20 protein-coding genes are annotated in these 18142 nt (G+C 66.4%); 3 read left to right on the top strand and 17 right to left on the bottom strand.

Translation table 11 applies throughout. The annotated features are described in order from the left end of the window. Together I8J34_RS11220 and I8J34_RS11215 are read left to right on the top strand one after the other, a co-directional pair. Positions 1-1145 (top strand): putative Ig domain-containing protein (locus tag I8J34_RS11220; protein WP_214361492.1); only part of this gene is annotated, 1145 nt, incomplete at its 5' end. Further along, positions 1142-2677 (top strand): sensor domain-containing diguanylate cyclase, encoded by a 1536-nt coding sequence (locus I8J34_RS11215; RefSeq protein ID WP_214361491.1) that lies wholly within the window; start codon positions 1142-1144, stop codon positions 2675-2677. The genes I8J34_RS11220 and I8J34_RS11215, both read left to right, overlap by 4 nt. A gap of 41 nt (positions 2678-2718) precedes the next feature. Here I8J34_RS11215 and I8J34_RS11210 read toward each other — a convergent pair whose 3' ends face one another. From I8J34_RS11210 to I8J34_RS11180, 7 genes are all read right to left on the bottom strand, one after another. Then, the gene (locus I8J34_RS11210; protein ID WP_214361490.1) at positions 2719-4563 is read right to left on the bottom strand and encodes a nitric oxide reductase activation protein NorD; all 1845 of its coding nucleotides are present in this window, start codon (positions 4561-4563) and stop codon (positions 2719-2721) included. 5 nt (positions 4564-4568) lie between these two features. Next, positions 4569-5621 (bottom strand): 4Fe-4S binding protein, encoded by a 1053-nt coding sequence (locus I8J34_RS11205; RefSeq protein WP_214361489.1) that lies wholly within the window; start codon positions 5619-5621, stop codon positions 4569-4571. Then, entirely contained in the window at positions 5614-6012 is a 399-nt protein-coding gene (locus I8J34_RS11200; protein WP_214361488.1) for a magnetosome magnetite crystal formation protein family, read from the bottom strand. Before I8J34_RS11200 ends, I8J34_RS11205 begins: the two co-directional genes overlap by 8 nt. 61 nt (positions 6013-6073) lie before the next feature. Then, positions 6074-6871, bottom strand: coding sequence for a CbbQ/NirQ/NorQ/GpvN family protein (locus I8J34_RS11195; protein WP_214361487.1), 798 nt, complete (start codon positions 6869-6871; stop codon positions 6074-6076). Between the two features lie 24 nt (positions 6872-6895). Then, positions 6896-7177, bottom strand: coding sequence for a cytochrome C oxidase subunit IV family protein (locus I8J34_RS11190; RefSeq protein WP_214361486.1), 282 nt, complete (start codon positions 7175-7177; stop codon positions 6896-6898). Between the two features lie 9 nt (positions 7178-7186). Beyond that, on the bottom strand, positions 7187-7780 hold the full coding sequence (locus I8J34_RS11185) for a cytochrome c oxidase subunit 3 (RefSeq protein WP_214361485.1): 594 nt from the start codon (positions 7778-7780) through the stop codon (positions 7187-7189). Between the two features lie 148 nt (positions 7781-7928). Next, a complete protein-coding gene (locus tag I8J34_RS11180; RefSeq protein ID WP_214361484.1) occupies positions 7929-8519 on the bottom strand; it encodes a DUF938 domain-containing protein in 591 nt (196 codons plus the stop codon). A gap of 86 nt (positions 8520-8605) precedes the next feature. Between I8J34_RS11180 and I8J34_RS11175 the strand changes: the two genes are divergently transcribed. Then, entirely contained in the window at positions 8606-10243 is a 1638-nt protein-coding gene (locus I8J34_RS11175; RefSeq protein WP_230411796.1) for a methyl-accepting chemotaxis protein, read from the top strand. Positions 10244-10467: 224 nt separating this feature from the next. On the opposite strand, the gene I8J34_RS11170 is transcribed toward I8J34_RS11175, so the two are convergent. The 10 genes from I8J34_RS11170 to I8J34_RS11125 form a co-directional block, all read right to left on the bottom strand. Next, positions 10468-11241 (bottom strand): flagellar brake protein, encoded by a 774-nt coding sequence (locus I8J34_RS11170; RefSeq protein ID WP_214361483.1) that lies wholly within the window; start codon positions 11239-11241, stop codon positions 10468-10470. Positions 11242-11316: 75 nt separating this feature from the next. After that, positions 11317-11613, bottom strand: a complete 297-nt coding sequence (locus I8J34_RS11165) for an EscU/YscU/HrcU family type III secretion system export apparatus switch protein (protein ID WP_214361482.1) — start codon at positions 11611-11613, stop codon at positions 11317-11319. Further along, the gene (fliK, locus tag I8J34_RS11160) at positions 11597-12697 is read right to left on the bottom strand and encodes a flagellar hook-length control protein FliK (protein ID WP_214361481.1); all 1101 of its coding nucleotides are present in this window, start codon (positions 12695-12697) and stop codon (positions 11597-11599) included. The genes I8J34_RS11165 and fliK overlap by 17 nt, the downstream gene beginning before the upstream one ends. Before the next feature lie 53 nt (positions 12698-12750). Beyond that, positions 12751-13065, bottom strand: a complete 315-nt coding sequence (locus I8J34_RS11155; RefSeq protein ID WP_214361480.1) for a flagellar protein FliT — start codon at positions 13063-13065, stop codon at positions 12751-12753. Between the two features lie 14 nt (positions 13066-13079). Next, the gene (gene fliS, locus I8J34_RS11150; RefSeq protein ID WP_214361479.1) at positions 13080-13490 is read right to left on the bottom strand and encodes a flagellar export chaperone FliS; all 411 of its coding nucleotides are present in this window, start codon (positions 13488-13490) and stop codon (positions 13080-13082) included. Positions 13491-13521: 31 nt separating this feature from the next. Next, a complete protein-coding gene (fliD, locus tag I8J34_RS11145) occupies positions 13522-14862 on the bottom strand; it encodes a flagellar filament capping protein FliD (RefSeq protein ID WP_214361478.1) in 1341 nt (446 codons plus the stop codon). Between the two features lie 15 nt (positions 14863-14877). Continuing rightward, on the bottom strand, positions 14878-15294 hold the full coding sequence (locus I8J34_RS11140; RefSeq protein WP_214361477.1) for a flagellar protein FlaG: 417 nt from the start codon (positions 15292-15294) through the stop codon (positions 14878-14880). Positions 15295-15389: 95 nt separating this feature from the next. Beyond that, entirely contained in the window at positions 15390-16184 is a 795-nt protein-coding gene (locus tag I8J34_RS11135) for a flagellin N-terminal helical domain-containing protein (RefSeq protein WP_214361476.1), read from the bottom strand. A gap of 58 nt (positions 16185-16242) precedes the next feature. Beyond that, the gene (locus I8J34_RS11130) at positions 16243-17037 is read right to left on the bottom strand and encodes a flagellin N-terminal helical domain-containing protein (RefSeq protein WP_214361475.1); all 795 of its coding nucleotides are present in this window, start codon (positions 17035-17037) and stop codon (positions 16243-16245) included. A gap of 83 nt (positions 17038-17120) precedes the next feature. Next, positions 17121-17915, bottom strand: coding sequence for a flagellin N-terminal helical domain-containing protein (locus I8J34_RS11125; RefSeq protein ID WP_214361474.1), 795 nt, complete (start codon positions 17913-17915; stop codon positions 17121-17123). Positions 17916-18142: the final 227 nt, after the last annotated feature.

The following is an 18142-nucleotide window of genomic DNA, read 5'->3' as shown; positions in this document are numbered from 1 at the left end:
TCACCGCCCCGACGCTGCCGGCCTGGCTCACGCTCACCGACAACGGCGACGGCACCGCCACGCTGTCCGGCACGCCGACCAACGCCGAAGTGGGCAACCACGCCGTCTCGCTGCAGGTGAGCGACGGCAGCCTCACGGCGACCCAGAACTTCACCCTCACGGTGAGCCACACGAATAGCGTGCCCGTGATTACCTCTGACGGCGGTGGTGCGGCCGCCGTGCTTGGCCGTATCGATCCGACGGTGACGGTGACGACCGTGACGGCGACGGATGCCGATCCGGCGGATGTGCTGAGCTTCCAGATCCTGGGTGGAAACGACGCTTCTTCCTTTACGCTCGATGCTGCGTCCGGCGAGCTTCGGTTTGCGACGCTTCCGGGGGGGCTGCCGCCCGCCGACGCCAATGGCGACAGCGTCTATGAAGTCATCGTCGGTGTGAGCGACGGCAGGGGGGGCACAGATGCGCAGACCTTGTCGGTTACCTTGAATGTGTCGGTGCCGCCCGAGTTGCCGCCGGCATGGGTGCCGCCAGCACCGCCCGTCGAAGATGCGACGCCCGACCCCACGCCGGCTGATCCGTCTGCTGAGGCTGCGGAAACGGACGTGCCGCAAGAGGACGTGGGCGCGCGGGCGACGGAGGCGAGTACGCCGGTGGGCGAGGCGCTTGCGTCCGTGCCGCCTACGGAGCGTATCGCGGCTGTCGTCAAGGCACCGAGCCCGGTCCGGGTCGAGGTGGCGGCGGTGAATCTCGTGTCGGCGCAAATGCCTGTGTTCGATGTGCGCATGCTCGACATCGACGTCAACACGCTGGCCACGGGGGCGGATGGCGATTCGTCGCCGGATCAGGCGGTGGTCTTGTCGCCGGAGCTTCAACGGCAGATCGAAGCGGCAGGCGATTCGGCGCGACTGACGGTGGCGATCGTGGGGGTGTCGGGGACCGTGATCACGGTCGGCGTGGTGTGGTGGGTGACGCGTGTCGGCGCGCTGGTGGCGACGCTGGTCGCTTCGTTGCCGGCATGGAGAAGCATCGACCCCTTGCCCATTTTGCGTCAGGTCAAGGATCCGGCCGCCATGGCGCTGGAGGAGGATGATGCCCCCGACAGCGGCCCGCGTCGCGATGTCGTTGTCGAGGATGGGCGCGCATGAACTGGCGCCGCTGGCTTCCGGGGCCCATCTTCCGGCTGGCGCTGGGGGTGGTGACGCTGATCTTGTGCTTGCTGATGGGTTTGGATCTGCTCGTCGGATTGACGCCGGATCGCTACAGCACCGAGGTCCGTGTGCGGACCCGGATCGCCGAGTCGCTGGCGATCCAGATCACGGCCATGCTGCGTACCGACGATATGCGCGGGCTGACGCACGTGTTGCATGGCGTGCTCGAACGAGATGCCGAACTGACGTCGGTTGCGCTGCGTCGTCGCGACGGTTCGCTGCTTGCACGGGTCGGTGATCACGACACGCTGTGGTCGCTGCCGGAGGATGCGCCATCGACGATCACCAATGTGCGTGTCCCTTTGCATGCCGACGGGCAGCATTGGGGCGACGTGGAAATGAGCTTCGCGCCCATATCGCCGCACACCGTGCAGGGGTGGCTCGAGGACTCGCGCGTGCACGCCATGGTGTTGGTGGGTGTTTCCGCACTATTCCTGGTCTATCTCTATCTGCGCCGTGCGCTGCAGTATCTCGATCCGGGCAACGCCATTCCCCAACGCGTGAGTGCCGCCTTCGATACCTTGACCGAGGCGGTGATGTTGCTCGATAGCGACCTTCGGGTGGTGCTGACCAACAGCGCATTCGCCCGGCTGCATGCGGATGCGGGAAAATCCGTGCTGGGCCGTTACGCGTCGCAGCTGGAATGGCTGACCGGCAATCTGGGCAAGGACCGCGGTCTGTGGGCATGGAATGTGGTGGCCCGGAATCGTGAGGCCGTTGAAGAGGAACTCATCGAACTTCAAGGGGCCGAGGGGCTTGCGCCGACCAAGCTTCGCCTCAATGCGTCACCGATTCTGGACGGCGATGGCCATTTTCGCGGATGCATCGTGTCCTTGTCGGATGTCTCGCAGCTGCATCGGGCCAACGAGGCGTTGCTGTCGGCGCTGCAGGCGCTGGACGAATCGAGCCAGAAGATCCAACAACAGAACCGTGAACTCGCGCATCTGGCAACGCGTGATCCGCTCACCGGGTGCTTCAATCGCCGGGCGTTCTACGACAAGGTGTCCCAAGTGATGACGAATGCGGCGCGGAACGGCACCGCGGTCAGTTGCGTCATGACGGACATCGATCACTTCAAGAGTTTTAACGACACCTATGGTCACGCCGTGGGCGATCAGGTGCTCGTGGCGGTTGCCGCCGCCCTGCAACGTGGCATCCGCGATGGCGATATTCTGTGTCGATATGGTGGCGAGGAGTTCTGCATCGTCCTTCCCGGGTTGAATGTCGCGGGGGCTCGCTCGGTGGCGGAGCGTTTGCGTCAGTCGATCGAGGAGATGGCCGACGCAAACCTGAGAACCACCAGCCGGCTCAAGATTACCGCCAGCTTTGGTATCGCCCAGCTGAACGCCGGCAGCGCGGATGTGGAAGACATGATTCAGCGTGCAGATGCCGCGTTGTATGAGGCCAAGCGCGGCGGACGCAATCGCGTGGTCGTGGACTCATGCGGCGCGGCCGACCCGGCCGGCTAGCCCATTGGGCTACGCCCCTACATCCCGACATCCCGACATCCTTACATCGCTGTCAGCTGTGCATACAGCATCGGCAGCCGGGCGGGCAGTTCCTCGGGTTTGCGGATCACGGTGAAGCCGGCGGGGCCGAAGAGGTGGGGCAGGTAGCCTTCGCCTTCCTTGTCGATGGTGACGCAGAAGGGTCTGAGGCCGGCGTTGCGCGCTTCGATGAGGCTCATGCGGGTGTCTTCGATGCCGTAGCGGCTGTCGTACTGGTCCAGGTCGTTGGGTTTGCCGTCCGAGAGGATCAGCATCAGGCGCAGCGCGTTGGGCTGTTTTTCGAGAATCCGGCTGGCGTAGCGGATGGCTGCGCCCATGCGGGTGTAGTAGCCGGGCTTGAGCGCGGCGATGCGCCCGCGGGTCGGTGCGCCGTGTTTTTCCTCGAAGGTCTTGATCTGGTGGAAGCGGATGTTCTCGCGTCGCAGGCTGGAGAAACCGTAGAGCGCGAAGCGGTCGCCGGTGGCGCCGAGCGCTTCGGAGAACAGCATGAGGCTGTCGCGGATCACGTCGATGACGCGCTCGTGGTCGCTGACCCAGGCATCGGTCGACAGCGACAGGTCGGCCAGCACCAGGCAGGCCATGTCGCGCTCGTGGCGTTCGAGCTTGAGGTAGTTGCCGAAGTCGTTCTCGGCATGGCCGGCGCGGCGGTCGGACCAGGCGCGCACGCAGGCGTCCACGTCCAGTTCGGAGCCGTCGGGCTGGTTCTTGAACCAGCGGCGCGAGGGCGCCAGCGCTTCGAGTTGCTGGCGCACCTTGCGCACCGGCTTGCGCAGCCGCTCGGGCACCTCGATGGGCGGCGCGTCGCGCGCGTCGAGCAGGTCGAGCCGGCACTGGTCCTTCTTGAGAATGCGTTTTTTCCAGTCCCACTCGGGCAGCAGGATGCCGCTTTGCAGCGGGATGTCGTCGGCGGCGGCGGAGGGCAGGTCGAGGTCGAAGCGCACGCGCGAGGCGATGGTCTTGCCGTCGCGGGCGATGGCGAGTTTGTCCATGTCGGGCGCGGCCTTGGCGGCATCTTCTTCCGGGTCTTCGTCCAGCCCGCGATTGACCTTCACATACTCGGCCCATGACACCAGGCTCTCGGCGCGGAAGGGCAGGATGAAGCCGTCGCGGCCGTCGGGCATGTCTTCGCGCGTGGCCTGCTGGCGCTTCTTGTTGGCGTCGACGGTCTTGCCGTGCGCGTCGTCGGGGTCTTGCGCATCGGCCTGCGCGTCGTCCGGCCGGGTGCGGCGGTCGATCTGGGCCGGCGAGGGGTAGAGCCACATCGGCACCGGTTGGGGCGGGCGGCGGCTGGTCGGCAGCGGGCCGACGCTGCCCGGCTCCTTGAGCGCCTGGCGGATGGCGAGCTCGACCGCGGCTTCGTCCTTGGGCAGCTTTTCGGGCGCAATGCGTAGCGCCAGGCAGGCCTCGACCAGGCGGCGGTAGCGCGACTCGAAGCCCGGATAGCGCTGCAGCGTGAACAGCGTGGCCTGCTGGTTGGCGACCAGCCAGTCGCCGGTGGCCCGCCCGGTGGCGGCGGCCTGGGCGATCAGCCACAGATACAGGTCGCGGTTGGCGGCGCGCTCGGGGAACAGCGACAGGCTGGGCGGCAGATTGAGGGTCTCGGCGTCGCGGGTGGCTTGCGCCACGCGGTCTTCGACATGGGCGATGCGCGCCAGCCAGCGGCGCCGGGCGCCGTGTTCGACCTCGGCGGCGGCGGCCACGCGCAGGCCGGGATCGCCACCGAGGGCGCGGAACAGCACGCCGGCGGTTTTCTCGATGTCTTCCAGATGCACGATGGCGTCCGGGTAGTCGCGCCGCGCGCTGCGGGTGATGAACTTGTGCCAGAGGTCGCCGACGTATTCTTCCATGGGGATCAGTCTCGTGTTTTACCGCCGGCGCGCAGGCCGGCTTCGTTCTGACGCGCGGCCTCGCCGCTGACCCACGACAGCAGCGGGCCGTTGGGGTTGTCTTGCTGCGTGGTCTCGCAGGCGCTCACGCACTGGGCGCATTGGGTGCAGGTGAACATCATGCGTTTGATGTTGCGCGGCTTGAGGCGCATCGGGCAGACATGGTCGCAGGCCGAATAGCAGCTGTTGCAGTCGGCCCCGCGTTTGCGTTCGAAGCCGACGACCATCGCGTCGCGGTTGCCCATCCAGGCCAGGCTCTGAAACAGGCCGACGGCGCAGGCGAAGCGGCAGAACAGGTGGCGGGCGAAGAGAAATTCGGCCGACAGCACCACGGTGCCGGCGGCGATGAAGATGAACTGGTTGCGCGTGGGCGTGCCGGCGATGAGGTTGCCATACACCTCGAAAGGCGGCAGCAGATAGGTGAGCAGCACCACCGCCCAGACGAAGGCGAAACCGATCGCCAGCGGTACGGTGACGAACCACCAGCGCGGGTCGGCACGCCAGGTGCGGCCATCGGGCTCGCGGGTGGGCAATGTGCGCTTCTCCCAGATGCTGGGCTTGGCGGTGGCGCGGCGCATGAGCTGGTTGATGGTCTCGACCACCGAAAAATGCGGGCACAGCCAGCCGCAATAGAGCCGGCCCCATTTCCAGGCCACGCCGATCAGCAGCGCGCCGGCGCCGAGAATCGGCAGGAAGATCTTGAGGCCGATGTTGAGCCACAGCTGGCCCAGGCCGATCTGGCCGGCGCTGTACTCGGCCAGCCCGACACGCCATTCCATGCCGAGAAACCAGGCATGGCCGGCGACCAGGTCGTAGCGCAGCAGATCGAACACCGGCGCCAGCACGAACAGCACGAAGAAGCCGATCTGCGCCCACAGGCGCGCGCGCTGGCGGCCGCCGTCCGGCGCGGCGCTGCCGGCCGGGACGATGGGGATGATGCGGCGGGAGGCGCCTAGTTGGTGGCGCAGCGCCGATGCTTCGAAGGCATCCTGAGCGTGGGGGTTGCCGACCTTAGACATCACAGGGGCGGCCGATCAGCGGGAATCGATAGCCTTTGCCGGCCAACGCGCGGGCCAGGCCGATGGCGCCGAAGCAGATCAGCGTGGTGTGGCAGGTGGTGAAGTAGAGAATGACGACTACCCAGGTGTTGGGCGAATCGTAGCCGCCCAGCAGAATGATGGCGGCGTTGGCGACCACCAGCAGAACGCCGGCCCACAGGCTGGCGAAGAACACCTGGTCGAGATGGCAGCGTGCGAGTGCGGTGGCGGCCTTGCGCTTGGTCAGCCACAGCCAGACGATGCCGAGGAAGGCGAGGCCGGGGACGACCATCAGGTTGATGAGGTACAAGGCCTCGGCCGCCACGGCCAGCGCCTGGCCTTCTTCGGAGACGGCGTCAGGAGTGGGTGCCATGGCAAGCCTCGCGTGTCGGTGGTGACGCTTCCAGCATAGCCGCCGCCGCGCGGTGACGCGCTCAGCGGCCGAAGGTGGCGTTGACCACTTCCATCAGCGCCTCGGCGGTTTCGATGTCGTCGGTCAGGCTCTCGACAATCGCCGCGCGGCAGGCCTCTACTGGGTCGAGACCGTCGCGGATCAGTGTGGCGGCATACACCAGCAGGCGGGTGGAGACGACTTCTTCGAGGTCCACATCCTTGAGCGCACGCAGGCTGCGGCCGATGTTGACCAGCCGGGTGGCGAGCATCGGATCGCAACCGGCTTCGCCGACCAGCACGCTCTGTTCGCGCTCGGCGCTGGGAAAATCGAAGCGCAGGCTGACGAAGCGCTGGCGGGTCGAGGGTTTGAGGCCCTTGAGGAAGTTCTGGTAGCCGGGGTTGTAGCTGATCACCAGCATGAAGCCCGGCGGCGCTTCGAGCACTTCGCCGGTGCGGTCGATGGGCAGCACGCGGCGGTCGTCGGCCAGCGGGTGCAGCACCACGGTGGTGTCCTTGCGTGCCTCGACCACTTCGTCCAGGTAGCAGATGCCGCCCTCGCGCACCGCGCGGGTCAGCGGGCCGTCGCACCATACCGTCTGGCCATCGCCGATCAGGTGGCGGCCGACCAGGTCGGCGGCGGTGAGGTCGTCATGGCAGGCCACGGTATACAGCGGCAGGCCGAGGCGGGCGGCCATGTGGGCGACGAAGCGGGTCTTGCCCACACCGGTGGGGCCCTTGATGAGCAGCGGCAGGTGGTTCTTCCAGGCATGCTCGAAAAGCGCCACTTCGTTGCCGGCGGCTTCGTAAAAGGGCAGTTCGGTAGTTACGCGCGTATCCATGGGTCGATTCTCTGTGGGTTCAGGTCAGGGCAGGCTGATCAGGTAGGCAAGGCTGATGAGCCCCAGGACGAGCACGACCCACCCTATCACGATGCCCCGCCAGAAGAATTTGACGGGACGCAAAGCCATGAAATCGAGGATCACCAGGCGGCACTTGATGAAGGTCAGCGTGAGCATGCCGGCCATGACGACCAGCAGCACGTCGTGCCCCTCCCACCATTCGCCGATGAGCCAGGTGGCGACGGTGGCGACGACCAGCACGGCGTAGGCGAGATCGAGCTTGCGGGCAGGAATGATCGGATTCATGTCGGCTCCTCAGCGCATCACATAGACCAGCGGGAACAGGACGATCCACACCAGATCGACCATATGCCAGTAGGCCGCGCCGCTTTCCAGGCCGTTGGCGCTGGTGGGGGTGTACAGCCCCTTGCGGGTCTGCGCCCATAGCACAGTAAGGATCACCATGCCGAGGATCACGTGCATGAAGTGGAAGAAGGTGAGCGAGATGTAGAACATGTAGAAGGTGTTGGTCGACAGCGTGATGCCGGCGCCGAACACATGCGCATATTCGAACAGCTTGACCACCAGGAAACCGGCGCCACCGGCGATGCCGCCGAGCAGCCAGCGGCTGGCCAGGGCGTTGTCGCCATGTTCGACCACCGCATGCACGCCACGCGCGACGCACCAGCTGGCGGTGATCAGCAGCAAGGTGTTGACGGCGCCGGCGTCGCGATTGAGCGTGAGCTGCATCTCGTCGAACAGGCCGGGGTTCTTGGCGCGCGCAAAGGCGTAGGCCGCGAAGAACACCGCGAAGGCGAGAAGCTCCGCGAGGATGAAAAACCAGATGGCGAGGTCGCCCGGCGGTGCCACATGGGGCTCGTCCGCCGCGATTGCGGTCGTTGGGGTCATGGTTCTGTCTTGTAGTTGTGGTCAACAGATGACCCGAGCCTAGTCGGCCCGACGGCCCCGCGCCTTGACGTGGACCAAGCTTTGCGCTCAAGGGCGCGCCGGGTCGTCTCCGGTTGCCTCGAGCCTGCCGCGGTAGTTCAGGGGGCGCTCAGAGCGCCTGCCACAGTTGGCAGCGATTGTTGGCCGGCAGGGGGATGTCGGCCAGATGGAGCAGCCCGGCGTCGGTGGCCAGCGCCTTGACGGCGTCCAGATCGCGGATGCCCATGTGCTCGGCCTGGGCGCGCAGGCTGGCGTCGAAGGCGGCATTGCTCGGGCTGGTGTGCTGGCCGCCGATGCGGAAGGGGCCATAGATGACCAGACGGGCGCCGGGCTTGAGCACTGCCGGCAGCTTGGCGAACAGCCGCTCGACCTCGGCCCACGCCATGATGTGCAAGGTGTTGGCCGAGAACACCGCATCGACCTCGATGGGCGGCCACGGCGTATTGACGTCGAGCGCCAGCGGCGGCGGCGTGTTGGGTAGGGCCGCGTCGTCGAGCCACATCCGGATGCCGGGCAGATGCTCGGGCCGGTCGGAGCATTGCCAGACCAAGTGGGGCAGGGCGGCGGCAAAGTGCACGGCATGCTGGCCGGTGCCGCTGCCGATCTCCAGCACATGGCTGCAGTCGGCGAAATGGGTGGCGAGCACGGAGAGGATCGGTTCGCGATTGCGCTCGCAAGCGGCTGAAAAGGGTTTGTTCATGCGTATTCCGGGGCGGTGTGCGCTCAAGAAAGGCTGGCGGAGGCCGATACCTCGCTCATTACACAATCATAGAAGCAGGGAGCGTCATGCCTATGTTCAATCGGATGAAACTGTCGGTGCGTCTGTTCGTGCTGGCATTGGTCGCTTTGTTGTCGCTGGCGGTGGTCGCGGCCGGCGCCTTGCGTTCGCTGGATACCTTGCTCACGGTGGAGCGGCGCAGCAGCATCGAGCGGCTCACCGAATCGGCCCACAGCACCGTGGCGCATTTCCATGCGCTGGCCGAGAAGGGGCAGATGAGCATGGACGAAGCCAAGGCGCAGGCGGCTGCGGCGGTCGGCGCCATACGCTACGGCGACGGGGATTACTTCTGGATCAACGACATGAGCCAGACGATGATCATGCACCCGATCAAGCCGGCGCTCAACGGCAAGGACCAGTCCGCGCTGAAGGATCCCAACGGCAAGCTCATCTTCAAGGACATGATCGCCGCCGTGAAGAAGGACGGCAAAGGCTTCGTCGACTACCTGTGGCCCAAGCCGGGCGAGGAGGCGCCGCAGCCGAAGATTTCCTTCGTCAAGGGCTTTGCCCCGTGGAACTGGGTGATCGGCACCGGTGTGTATGTGAGCGATCTGAAGACCATGTTCTGGTCGCATGCGACCGAGTCGCTGGTGCTCGTCGCCCTCGGTTTCATTCTCACGCTGGCGGTGAGTACGCTGATCGGCCGCAGCATCCTGCGGGCGCTCGGCGGTGAGCCGGAGGTGCTCGCGGGTGTGGCCCAGCGCATCGCCGCCGGGGATTTGAGCGGCGAAGTGAAGGTGCCGCGCGGTGACGAGCGCAGCGTGGTGTTCGCCATCCACAAGATGCAGGAAGATCTGAAAGCCATGATCCAGGCGGTGCGTCGTCAGGCCGACCAGATCGCGGTGTCGGCGCAGGCCGTGGCGCAGGCGTCGGCCACGGTGCGCGAAGCGGCCAGCGGGCAGGCCGAGGCGGCGGAGTCGACCGCGGCGGCGGTCGAGGAGATCGCCGTCAGCGTGGCCCATGTGGCGGCCAATACCGAGGAGTCGCAGCGCAACTCCGAGCGCACCTGCAACGAGGCCAGCGAAGGCGAGCAGCATTCGTCGGTGGCCTCGGAGAGTATTGCCAACGTGTCGGAGACGGTGGTGCAGGCGGCGGCGCAGATCCAGGTGCTCAAGGCGCGGTCGAGCGAGATCGGCACGATTGCCCAGGTGATCCGCGAGATTGCCGACCAGACCAACCTGCTGGCGCTCAACGCGGCCATCGAGGCGGCGCGGGCCGGCGAACAGGGCCGCGGCTTTGCCGTGGTGGCCGATGAGGTGCGTGGCCTGGCCGAGCGCACCGGGTCGGCGACGGCGAAGATTTCGGAAGTCATCCAGGCGGTGCAGAACGAGACCAACACCGCCGTGGCCAGCATCGAGGCGATCACGCCGAAAGTGCAAAAAGGCAGTGAGTTGTCGGCGCAGGCGGCCGCCTCGCTGCGCTCGATCCAGGGCAGCGCCAGCGGCACCATGCAACGGGTCAGCGACGTGGCCTTGTCGATGAAGGAGCTCAGCGCCGGGGCCGACGCGATTGCCAAGAACATGGAGGCGATCACTGCCATGGCCGGCCGCAGCAACGCGGCCACCGAGCGCAACGCGGAGGCCACGGCGTCGCTGGAGCGCACGGCCAGCGAGTTGAAGCAGCTGATCGACCGTTTCCGCACCTGAGCGCCTGAGCGTCTTTCGTTCATGCCCGCTCGTCCCCCCAAAGGCGACCTGCTCGTCGTTGCAAATGCTCGCCATAGCCCGAGCTATGGCTGCGCTTTGCGCCTGGATCAGGCCGTCTTTGGAGCGCCGCTCGGCCACGCCCGAAAAGCGCTCAGGCGCTGAGGCGGCGCCGGACGAAAAAATGGCCACCCGCGGGTGGCCATTTTTGTTGCCGAAGCCTGTGCCTACAGACCCCGTTCGCGGGAGTTGCGGTCGCGCTCGACCTTGAGGATGTAGCGATGGATGACCGAGGCCACCCGCTCGGGCAGGTCGACGAACTCGCAGCCGGCGCGCAGCATCGAGATGCCGTTGCGATTGGTGACGCGAAACAGGTTGCGCACCCGCAGGCTGGCCTGCACGGTGCCGATCTCGGGCAGCTGGATCTGGCAATGGGTGAATTCGGTCTCGGGGGTGAATTCGACCCCCTCGGGCGGCACCACCACGGCGACGCCACCGCCCGAGATGTCCAGCACCCGGGCTTCGTAGGTGTTGGGCGCACCGCCTTCGGCCGGGACCGGAATCTGGCAGATCAGCGAGTGCGAGACGGGCGCGATCAGGCGGTAGTACTCGCGCCGCTGCAGACGCAGCAGGCGATCGGGCAGGGGGACCTTGTAGGCGGGGGCGCCGTCGAAGCTCGTCGGCACGAAGCCCGGGATCGGGAACTGCACCTTGACGTTGTCGATCTGGGTGATGCAGATCATCTCCTCGGCCGCTTCGGCCTGGCGGTTGCGCAGCTCGTCCGGGGTCGGGTCGAAGATCAGGGTGTCGTCGTCGATCGCCAGCACCGTGGTCAGGATGAAGTCGCGCCCGCCGGACAGGTAGGCGGTGACCATCGATCGTTTGGCGATCAGCTGGCGCAGGACCTGGAGGATTTCGTTGCGGTCGCGCAGCAGGTAGCGGCCAAAGTCGTCGGACTGCAGGAGTTCGAACTTGAGCGCGGCGTTGTCGGTTTGAGTCATGCGATCAAAGACACAGGGGAAGCGGAGCGAAGCGTTGTTATAGCACGGCAGGCACCCGACGCAGTACGCGCCGGATCAGCTTTTTGCGTTCTCGTCCTGCTCCATGCGATAGAGCCAGGCGAGCAGTTCGGCAACCGCCACGTAAAGCTGCGGCGGGATGCGCTCGTCGAGGTCCACCTGCATCAGCAAGGCGAGCATTTCGGGCGATTCGTGGACGTAGACGCCGGCTTTCTTTGCCTGCTCGATGATCTGGCGGGCGATCAGGCCGCGGCCCTTGGCGACCACCCGCGGCGCGGCGTCGCCCGCCGAGTAGGCCAGCGCCACCGCTTCGGCCCGCGGGCCGTCGTCGAGGAGGTCAGGAGGAACGCTCATGATGCGGGCTCACTTGCACTTCCTTGAGGGTCAGGTTGGCCTGGGCCAGCGCCTCGGCCAGATCGGTGCGCCGGCGTTCGAGTTCGGCGGCGGTGGCCGGGTCGTCGGCCGACAGCCGGATCCGCACGCCGCTGCTGTCCAGCGCGAGCCGTGCCTCGACGCCGCCGAGGGTCGGCAGGCTCAGGCGCAGCGTGGTTTTCCATGGCACCTCGTCGGCGCCGGCCTCCTCGCCATCGCGACCGGGGTCTTCGATCTCCAGCTCCATCGTCTGCCCCGGCCAGGCCTGGCCGACCCAGGCGTAGTGGTGCGTGGCGAGCGCGTCGAGCTGCTGGTGCATGACCGGCAGCAGGCGGTCGGGCACGAGGTCGGTCCGTGCGGCGGGCGTTGCCGAGGGTGTCGCGGCGCTTCGCGCGGCGGCCTCGGCCGCTGCAGCCGCCTGCGGGGCCGAGGCTCCGGGGGCGTTGGGCGTCGCGGTGCTGCCGCCCGGCGCCGGGGCCACGGGCATGCGGCCTTGCGGCTCTCGGCGCAAGGCCTCGGTCGGCAACTGGCCGGCAGACCATTTGGCCAGATGGGATTCGTAGAACAGCCCGCTGTCGCCGATGCCCTGGCGCAGTGCGGCGGCCAGGGCCGCCGGGTTGAGCGGGCCGGTGCTGGCCGGTTGCAGCGGCTGGCCGCGGGCGAGGGTGGGGGTTTCGGGGGCGGGCTGGCCGGTGAGCAGGAAGCTGATCAACCGGCCGGTGGCACTGAGGGCGGGGCGGGAGGCGGTGTCGGTGGGCGCGGCCGGTGCCGGGTTGGCCAGCACGGCGCGCGGCGTGTTGCGGGCGACCACCAGTTCCAGGCGCTCGCCGATCTGCGCCTGCTGCGGCAGGGCCAGCTTGATCGTTCGACCATCGACCAGGGCTTCGAAGGTGCCGTCGGGCAGCGCTTTCTGGATCAGTGCGCTGAAGCGGTCGCCCGCGCGGTATTCCGGCAGCTGGGAGGGGACCGGCCGGATCGACTGCAGCGGTTCGAGCGGGGGCTCGTCAGCGAAGAAGCTGGCCTCGGTCAGCAGTCTGAGGCGGGCTGCGAGGTCACCTGGAATCATGGTCTGTCCGTTCGGCGTGTCGCCCGCGCGGCGGCGGGCCTGCGCCGAACGCCTTAGCGGTAGCTCTGCGACACCTTGCGCTGGCCGATGCTGTCGGCCATTTCCCGCGTGGCATGCTGTCGCAGGGTGTCGATGTGCGGTTGTGCGGCGCGAATCCCGGCCAGCGCACGCTGGATGAGGCCAGCCAGCGCGGCGGCGTTGCTGCGATCGGCGCCGATGTCGGGGCGCTGGCGGATGCGGGCGAGCAGCTGTTCCTGCTCGGCCTGCAAGGTGGCCATCTGTTCCCAGTCGCCTTTCTCGGCAGCCGTCGAGAGCGCTTCCAGCGTAGTGGCCAGACGGGTGAAATCGGTGATGGGGGCCTTGGACATGATGCGTTCTCTCCTCAGGGGCGGGCGGCGAGCTGCTTCTGCCCCAGTTCGTTCCAGGCGCTGCCCACGTCGGCCAGCAGACGGTAGGCCTCTTCGAGCAGGGCCGCGTCGTTGTTGAGATTGGCCTTGAGCAGCAGCATCACGACGTATTCGTAGAGCTCGTCGAGATTGCGTGCCAACTCCCCGCCTTCCTTGATGTTCAGCGCGGCGCGCAGGCCGCTGCCGATGATGTCGATGGCTTTGTTGATCGACTCGGCTTTGGCGCTGGTCTTGCCTTCGTGCATGTGCGCCTTGGCCAGGTTGATGGACAACAGCGCGCCGTCGAACAGCATCACGATCAGGCCGTGCGGCGAGGTGCCCAGGGCCTGGGCTTCGATGCCCGCGGAGCGGTAGGCGGCAGCGGGGTTGGACGTGTGTGTGAACATGTGGCGGTTTTCCTGTCTTGCCGATGGGTGCTTACAGGTTGCTCAGGCTTTCGAGTTGTTGCGAGAGAAAGGTGCTGGTGGTGTTGAGGCTGGCCACCAGGGTGTCGAGTGCGGTGAACTGTGCTCGGAGCCGGGCTTCGGTCAGATCGAACTGCCGCTCCATGCGCTCGCGCTGCGAATCGATGGTCGAGATGGAGGTTTCGATACCGCTGACCCGGCTGTCGATCAGTCCGTCGGCCTGGGTGAAGGCCTTCGCCATGTCGTTGACCGCGGTGCCGTAGGCGTTCAGAACGCTCACCACGCCATCGAAATCGGTGGTGACGGCGTTGTTGAGCTTGGTGCTGTCGAAGGTCAGCGTGCCGTCCTGGGTAAAGGACACGCCCAGGGTGTAGAGATACTGGTAGTCGCTGCCGGCTGCGCCGGCGGGCACGTTGCTGAGGGTGTCGCGCATGCGGCCGAGCAGGGTGCGAATGGTGGCGTCGCCGTTGAGCGGCTCTCCCACCCGGGTCTCGGAGTTGTAGGCCGTCTTGGCGGTGATGTCGCTGCGCAAGCTGTTGTAGGCATCCACGAAGGCCTTGACCGCCGTTTCGATGCCGCTGGTGTCGCGGGCGACGTCGAGCGTGCTGGTGCCGACGGCGGTAGCGTTGATGGTGACGTTGGCGATGGCGCTGGTAACCGTATTGCTCTGCGAGGTGACGGTTTCGCCCTCGACCGTGATGATCGAGTCGAGTGCCGCGCTCGCATTGGGATGCGCGCCGTCGAAGGTGGCCAGGCCGGTCAGATTGGCATCGCCGCCGCTCACCGACAGGCTGAACGCGTTGTCGGTGCCGGTGTTCTTGGCGGTCAGCACCAGCCGGCTGCCGGCGTCACCGGTGACGACCGTCGCCTGCACGTCGATGCCGGCGTCGTTGATCGCGTTGGCCACGTCCTGCAGGCTGTTGCCGCCGCTGGCGAGCACCACGTCCTGGGTGCTGCCGTTGATGCTGAAGCTGAGCGTGCCAGCGCCATAGCTGGTGCCGGCGGTCTGGATCGACGAGAACGACTTCTGCGCCTTGGCCAGCTGGACCACTTCGATCGCATAGCTGCCGTTCTTGGCGAAGGTGCCGGCGCTGGCGGAGATGATGTCGCCGTCGCCCACGGTGGCCTTGAACGCGGCCAGCTTGTTCGGATCGCCGAGCGTGGTGGCGGCGGTCTGCAGGTCGGACAGCCGGCTCTTGATCGTGCCCAGCGCAGAGATCTTCGCCGAGAACGACGATTCCTTCTGGTTGAGGGCTGTCAGCGGCTGGCGCTCGAGCGCCATCAGCCGGGTGACGATGTTGTTGGAATCGAGCCCGGAGCCGATACCCAACGATGAGATGCTGCCGGTGGCCATGATGTAGCCTCCTCGTTACGCCTTCTGCGCCACGAGCAACCCCGCGCGAATGTCCGCGATGTTGTCGTTGAGCATTTCCGCGATCTTCAGGAATTCTTCCGACGGAATCTGCCGGATCACTTCCTTGGACTCGCGTTCGATGACTTTGATCACCACCGTGCCCGATTTTTCGTTCAGGCTGAACGTGATGTCGCGGGCTATGGCCTGCAGCGACGCCTGGGCCTTCTCGACCGCTTCTTGCAGTTTAGCCGGATCGAGTTCGGCTGCCGCCTTTGCGTTGGCCTCCCGGGCGGCGGCTTCCGTTTCGGCCGCCTTGACCGCCTGGGGCGGTGCGGAGGCCTCGGTGCCGGCGGCCGGCCCGCTCCGCCCCGCCGACGTGGCTTGCGGAGACACAAACTGGACAGCGCTGGAAGTGACGGACGGGATGCTCATGGTGATCTCCTACTCGCCGGGGCCGTCGGCATCGGTTGCCGCGACCGGCAGAACCGACCGGCAGCCTTTGCCGGTCGGCCGGCGCCAAACACGGGTTAGCCCTGCAACAAGGACAGGACGCTTTGCGGCACGCTGTTGGCCTGAGCCACCATGGCAGTGCCGGACTGTTGAAGGATCTGGGCGCGGGTGAGCGCCGCGGTTTCGGCGGCGAAGTCTGCGTCCATGATGCGGCTGCGCGCGGCGTACTGGTTCTCGCGCGCGGTTTCGAGTTGCTGGATGGTGAATTGCATCCGGCCCATCACACCGCCGATGGTGGCGCGGTTGCTGGCCACGGAGTTGAGCGCGTTGTCGATCGAGGCGATGGCCAGTGCGGCAGCTGCGCTGGTGCTGACCGTCCCGCCGATCGAGGCGACGCTGGTGAAGGTGGCCGACATGCTGTCGGATGCCCCGGCACCGATCTGGAAGGTGAAAGTGCCGAACACCGATTGGTTGTTGAGCTTGGCGGCGCCTTGCAGGCGGCCCAGTTCGGTGTCGAGCTGCGAAAATTCCGCATTCAGATACCCGCGCTCGGTGTCGGAAATGGTGCCGTTGAGCGATTGCACGGCCAATTCGCGCATGCGCTGCAGGATGTCCGCCGATGTGCCCAGGGCGCCATCGGCGGTTTGGGAAAAGGAGATGCCGTCCGAGGCATTGCGCATGGCGACGGTCAAACCACGTGCGTCTGCTTCCATCCGTTGTGCCACCGCCAGACCGGCTGCGTCGTCACGTGCGCTATTGACGCGCAGGCCGGACGAGAGCCGTTGAAGCGATGTGGCCAGACCTTCCTGGCTACGGTTGAGATTGCGCTGAGCGTTCAGCGAGTAGACGTTGGTGTTGATGACTTGTGCCATGACAGCCTCCTAGTGGCGTCCGGCTTTCAGTCAGCCGGACGATCCCAAGTTAGTTGGATTAGCCACGTAGCAGCGACAACACGTTCTGCGGCACGCTGTTCGCCTGCGCCACCATCGCGGTACCCGACTGCTGCAAGATCTGTGCCCGAGTCAGGCTGGCGGTTTCCATCGCGAAATCGGCGTCCATGATCCGGCTGCGCGCGGCGTATTGGTTCTCGCGGGCCGTCTCCAGTTGCTGGATGGTGAATTGCATCCGGCCCATCACGCCGCCGATGGTGGCGCGGTTGCTGGCCAGGCTATTGAGCGCGTTGTCGATCGAGGTGATGGCGTTGGCTGCCGTGGCGCTGGTGCTGATGGCACCGCCGATCGAGGCCACGCTGGTGAAGGTGGCGGCCATGCTGTCGGCTGCGGCAGCACCGATCTGGAAGGTGAAGGCGCCGAACACCGACTGGTTGTTGAGCTTGGCGGCGCCTTGCAGACGGCCCAGTTCGGTATCGAGCTGGGTGAATTCGGCGTTGAGGTAGCCGCGTTCGGTGTCGGAGATGGTGCCGTTGAGCGACTGGACCGCCAGTTCGCGCATCCGCTGCAGCATGTCGGCCGAGGTGGCGAGCGCGCCGTCGGCGGTCTGGGCGAAGGAAATGCCGTCGGAGGCGTTGCGCATGGCGACCGTCAGGCCGCGGGCATCCGCTTCCATGCGCTGTGCGACGGCCAGACCGGCGGCGTCGTCGCGGGCGCTGTTGATGCGAAGGCCCGAGGACAGACGCTGCAGCGAGGTGGCGAGGCCTTCCTGGCTGCGGTTCAGGTTGCGCTGGGCATTCAGCGAATAGACGTTGGTGTTGATGACTTGTGCCATGACGATCTCCTTGGAGTTCGGTGAATCCGGGGCTGAGCGGTATGGCGTACCGGGATCTCAGCCCGCAACAAAAAGGGTCTGTATCAGCCGCGCAGCAGGGAGAGCACGTTCTGCGGCACGCTGTTGGCCTGGGCCACCATCGCGGTACCCGACTGCTGGAGGATCTGCGCGCGGGTCAGGTTGGCGGTTTCGGTCGCGAAGTCGGCGTCCATGATGCGGCTACGGGCGGCGTACTGGTTTTCGCGGGCCGTTTCGAGCTGCTGGATGGTGAATTGCATCCGGCCCATCACACCGCCGATGGTGGCGCGGTTGCTGGCGACGCTGTTGAGCGTGTTGTCCAGTGCCGAGATGGCGGCCGAGGCGCCCGCCGCGGTGCTGATGGTGCCGGCCGGCGCTGCCACGCTGGTGAAGGTGGCGGCCATGCTGTCGGCTGCGGCAGCACCGATCTGGAAGGTGAAGGCGCCGAACACCGATTGGTTGTTGAGCTTGGCGGCGCCTTGCAGACGGGCCAGCTCGGTGTTGAGCTGGGTGTATTCCGCGTCGAGGTAGCCGCGCTCGGTGTTCGAGATGGTGCCGTTGAGCGATTGGACCGCCAGTTCGCGCATCCGCTGCAGCATGTCGGCCGAGGTGGCGAGCGCGCCGTCGGCGGTCTGGGCGAAGGAGATGCCGTCGGAGGCGTTGCGCATGGCGACCGTCAGGCCGCGGGCATCCGCTTCCATGCGCTGTGCCACGGCCAGGCCGGCGGCGTCGTCGCGGGCGCTGTTGATGCGCAGGCCCGAGGACAGGCGCTGAAGCGACGTGGCCAAGCCTTCCTGACTGCGGTTGAGGTTCCGCTGGGCATTGAGCGAGTACACGTTCGTGTTGATAACTTGTGCCATGATGGCTCTCCTGATTCAACGAGTTCTGCTTTGGTCTGACAGGGGATCTTGTTTGGCATTGTGTGCCGGTCCCCATGGCCCTACCTACGGCGACGCGGCAAAAAACTGAAGCCTGTTTTTTCTGCGGCCAATCGCCTGCAATCGCCTTGCCGCAAAGGTTTTCGGCGCCGCGCCCTGAGGGACGTCGGCGCCGAATGTTGCGGTGCAAGCAGGATGTCTGGCGGGGC

The organism is Denitromonas iodatirespirans, assembly GCF_018524365.1.
In the GTDB taxonomy this organism is placed as follows: Bacteria; Pseudomonadota; Gammaproteobacteria; order Burkholderiales; family Rhodocyclaceae; genus Nitrogeniibacter; species Nitrogeniibacter iodatirespirans.
This window is presented reverse-complemented; position numbering and strand designations above follow the sequence as displayed.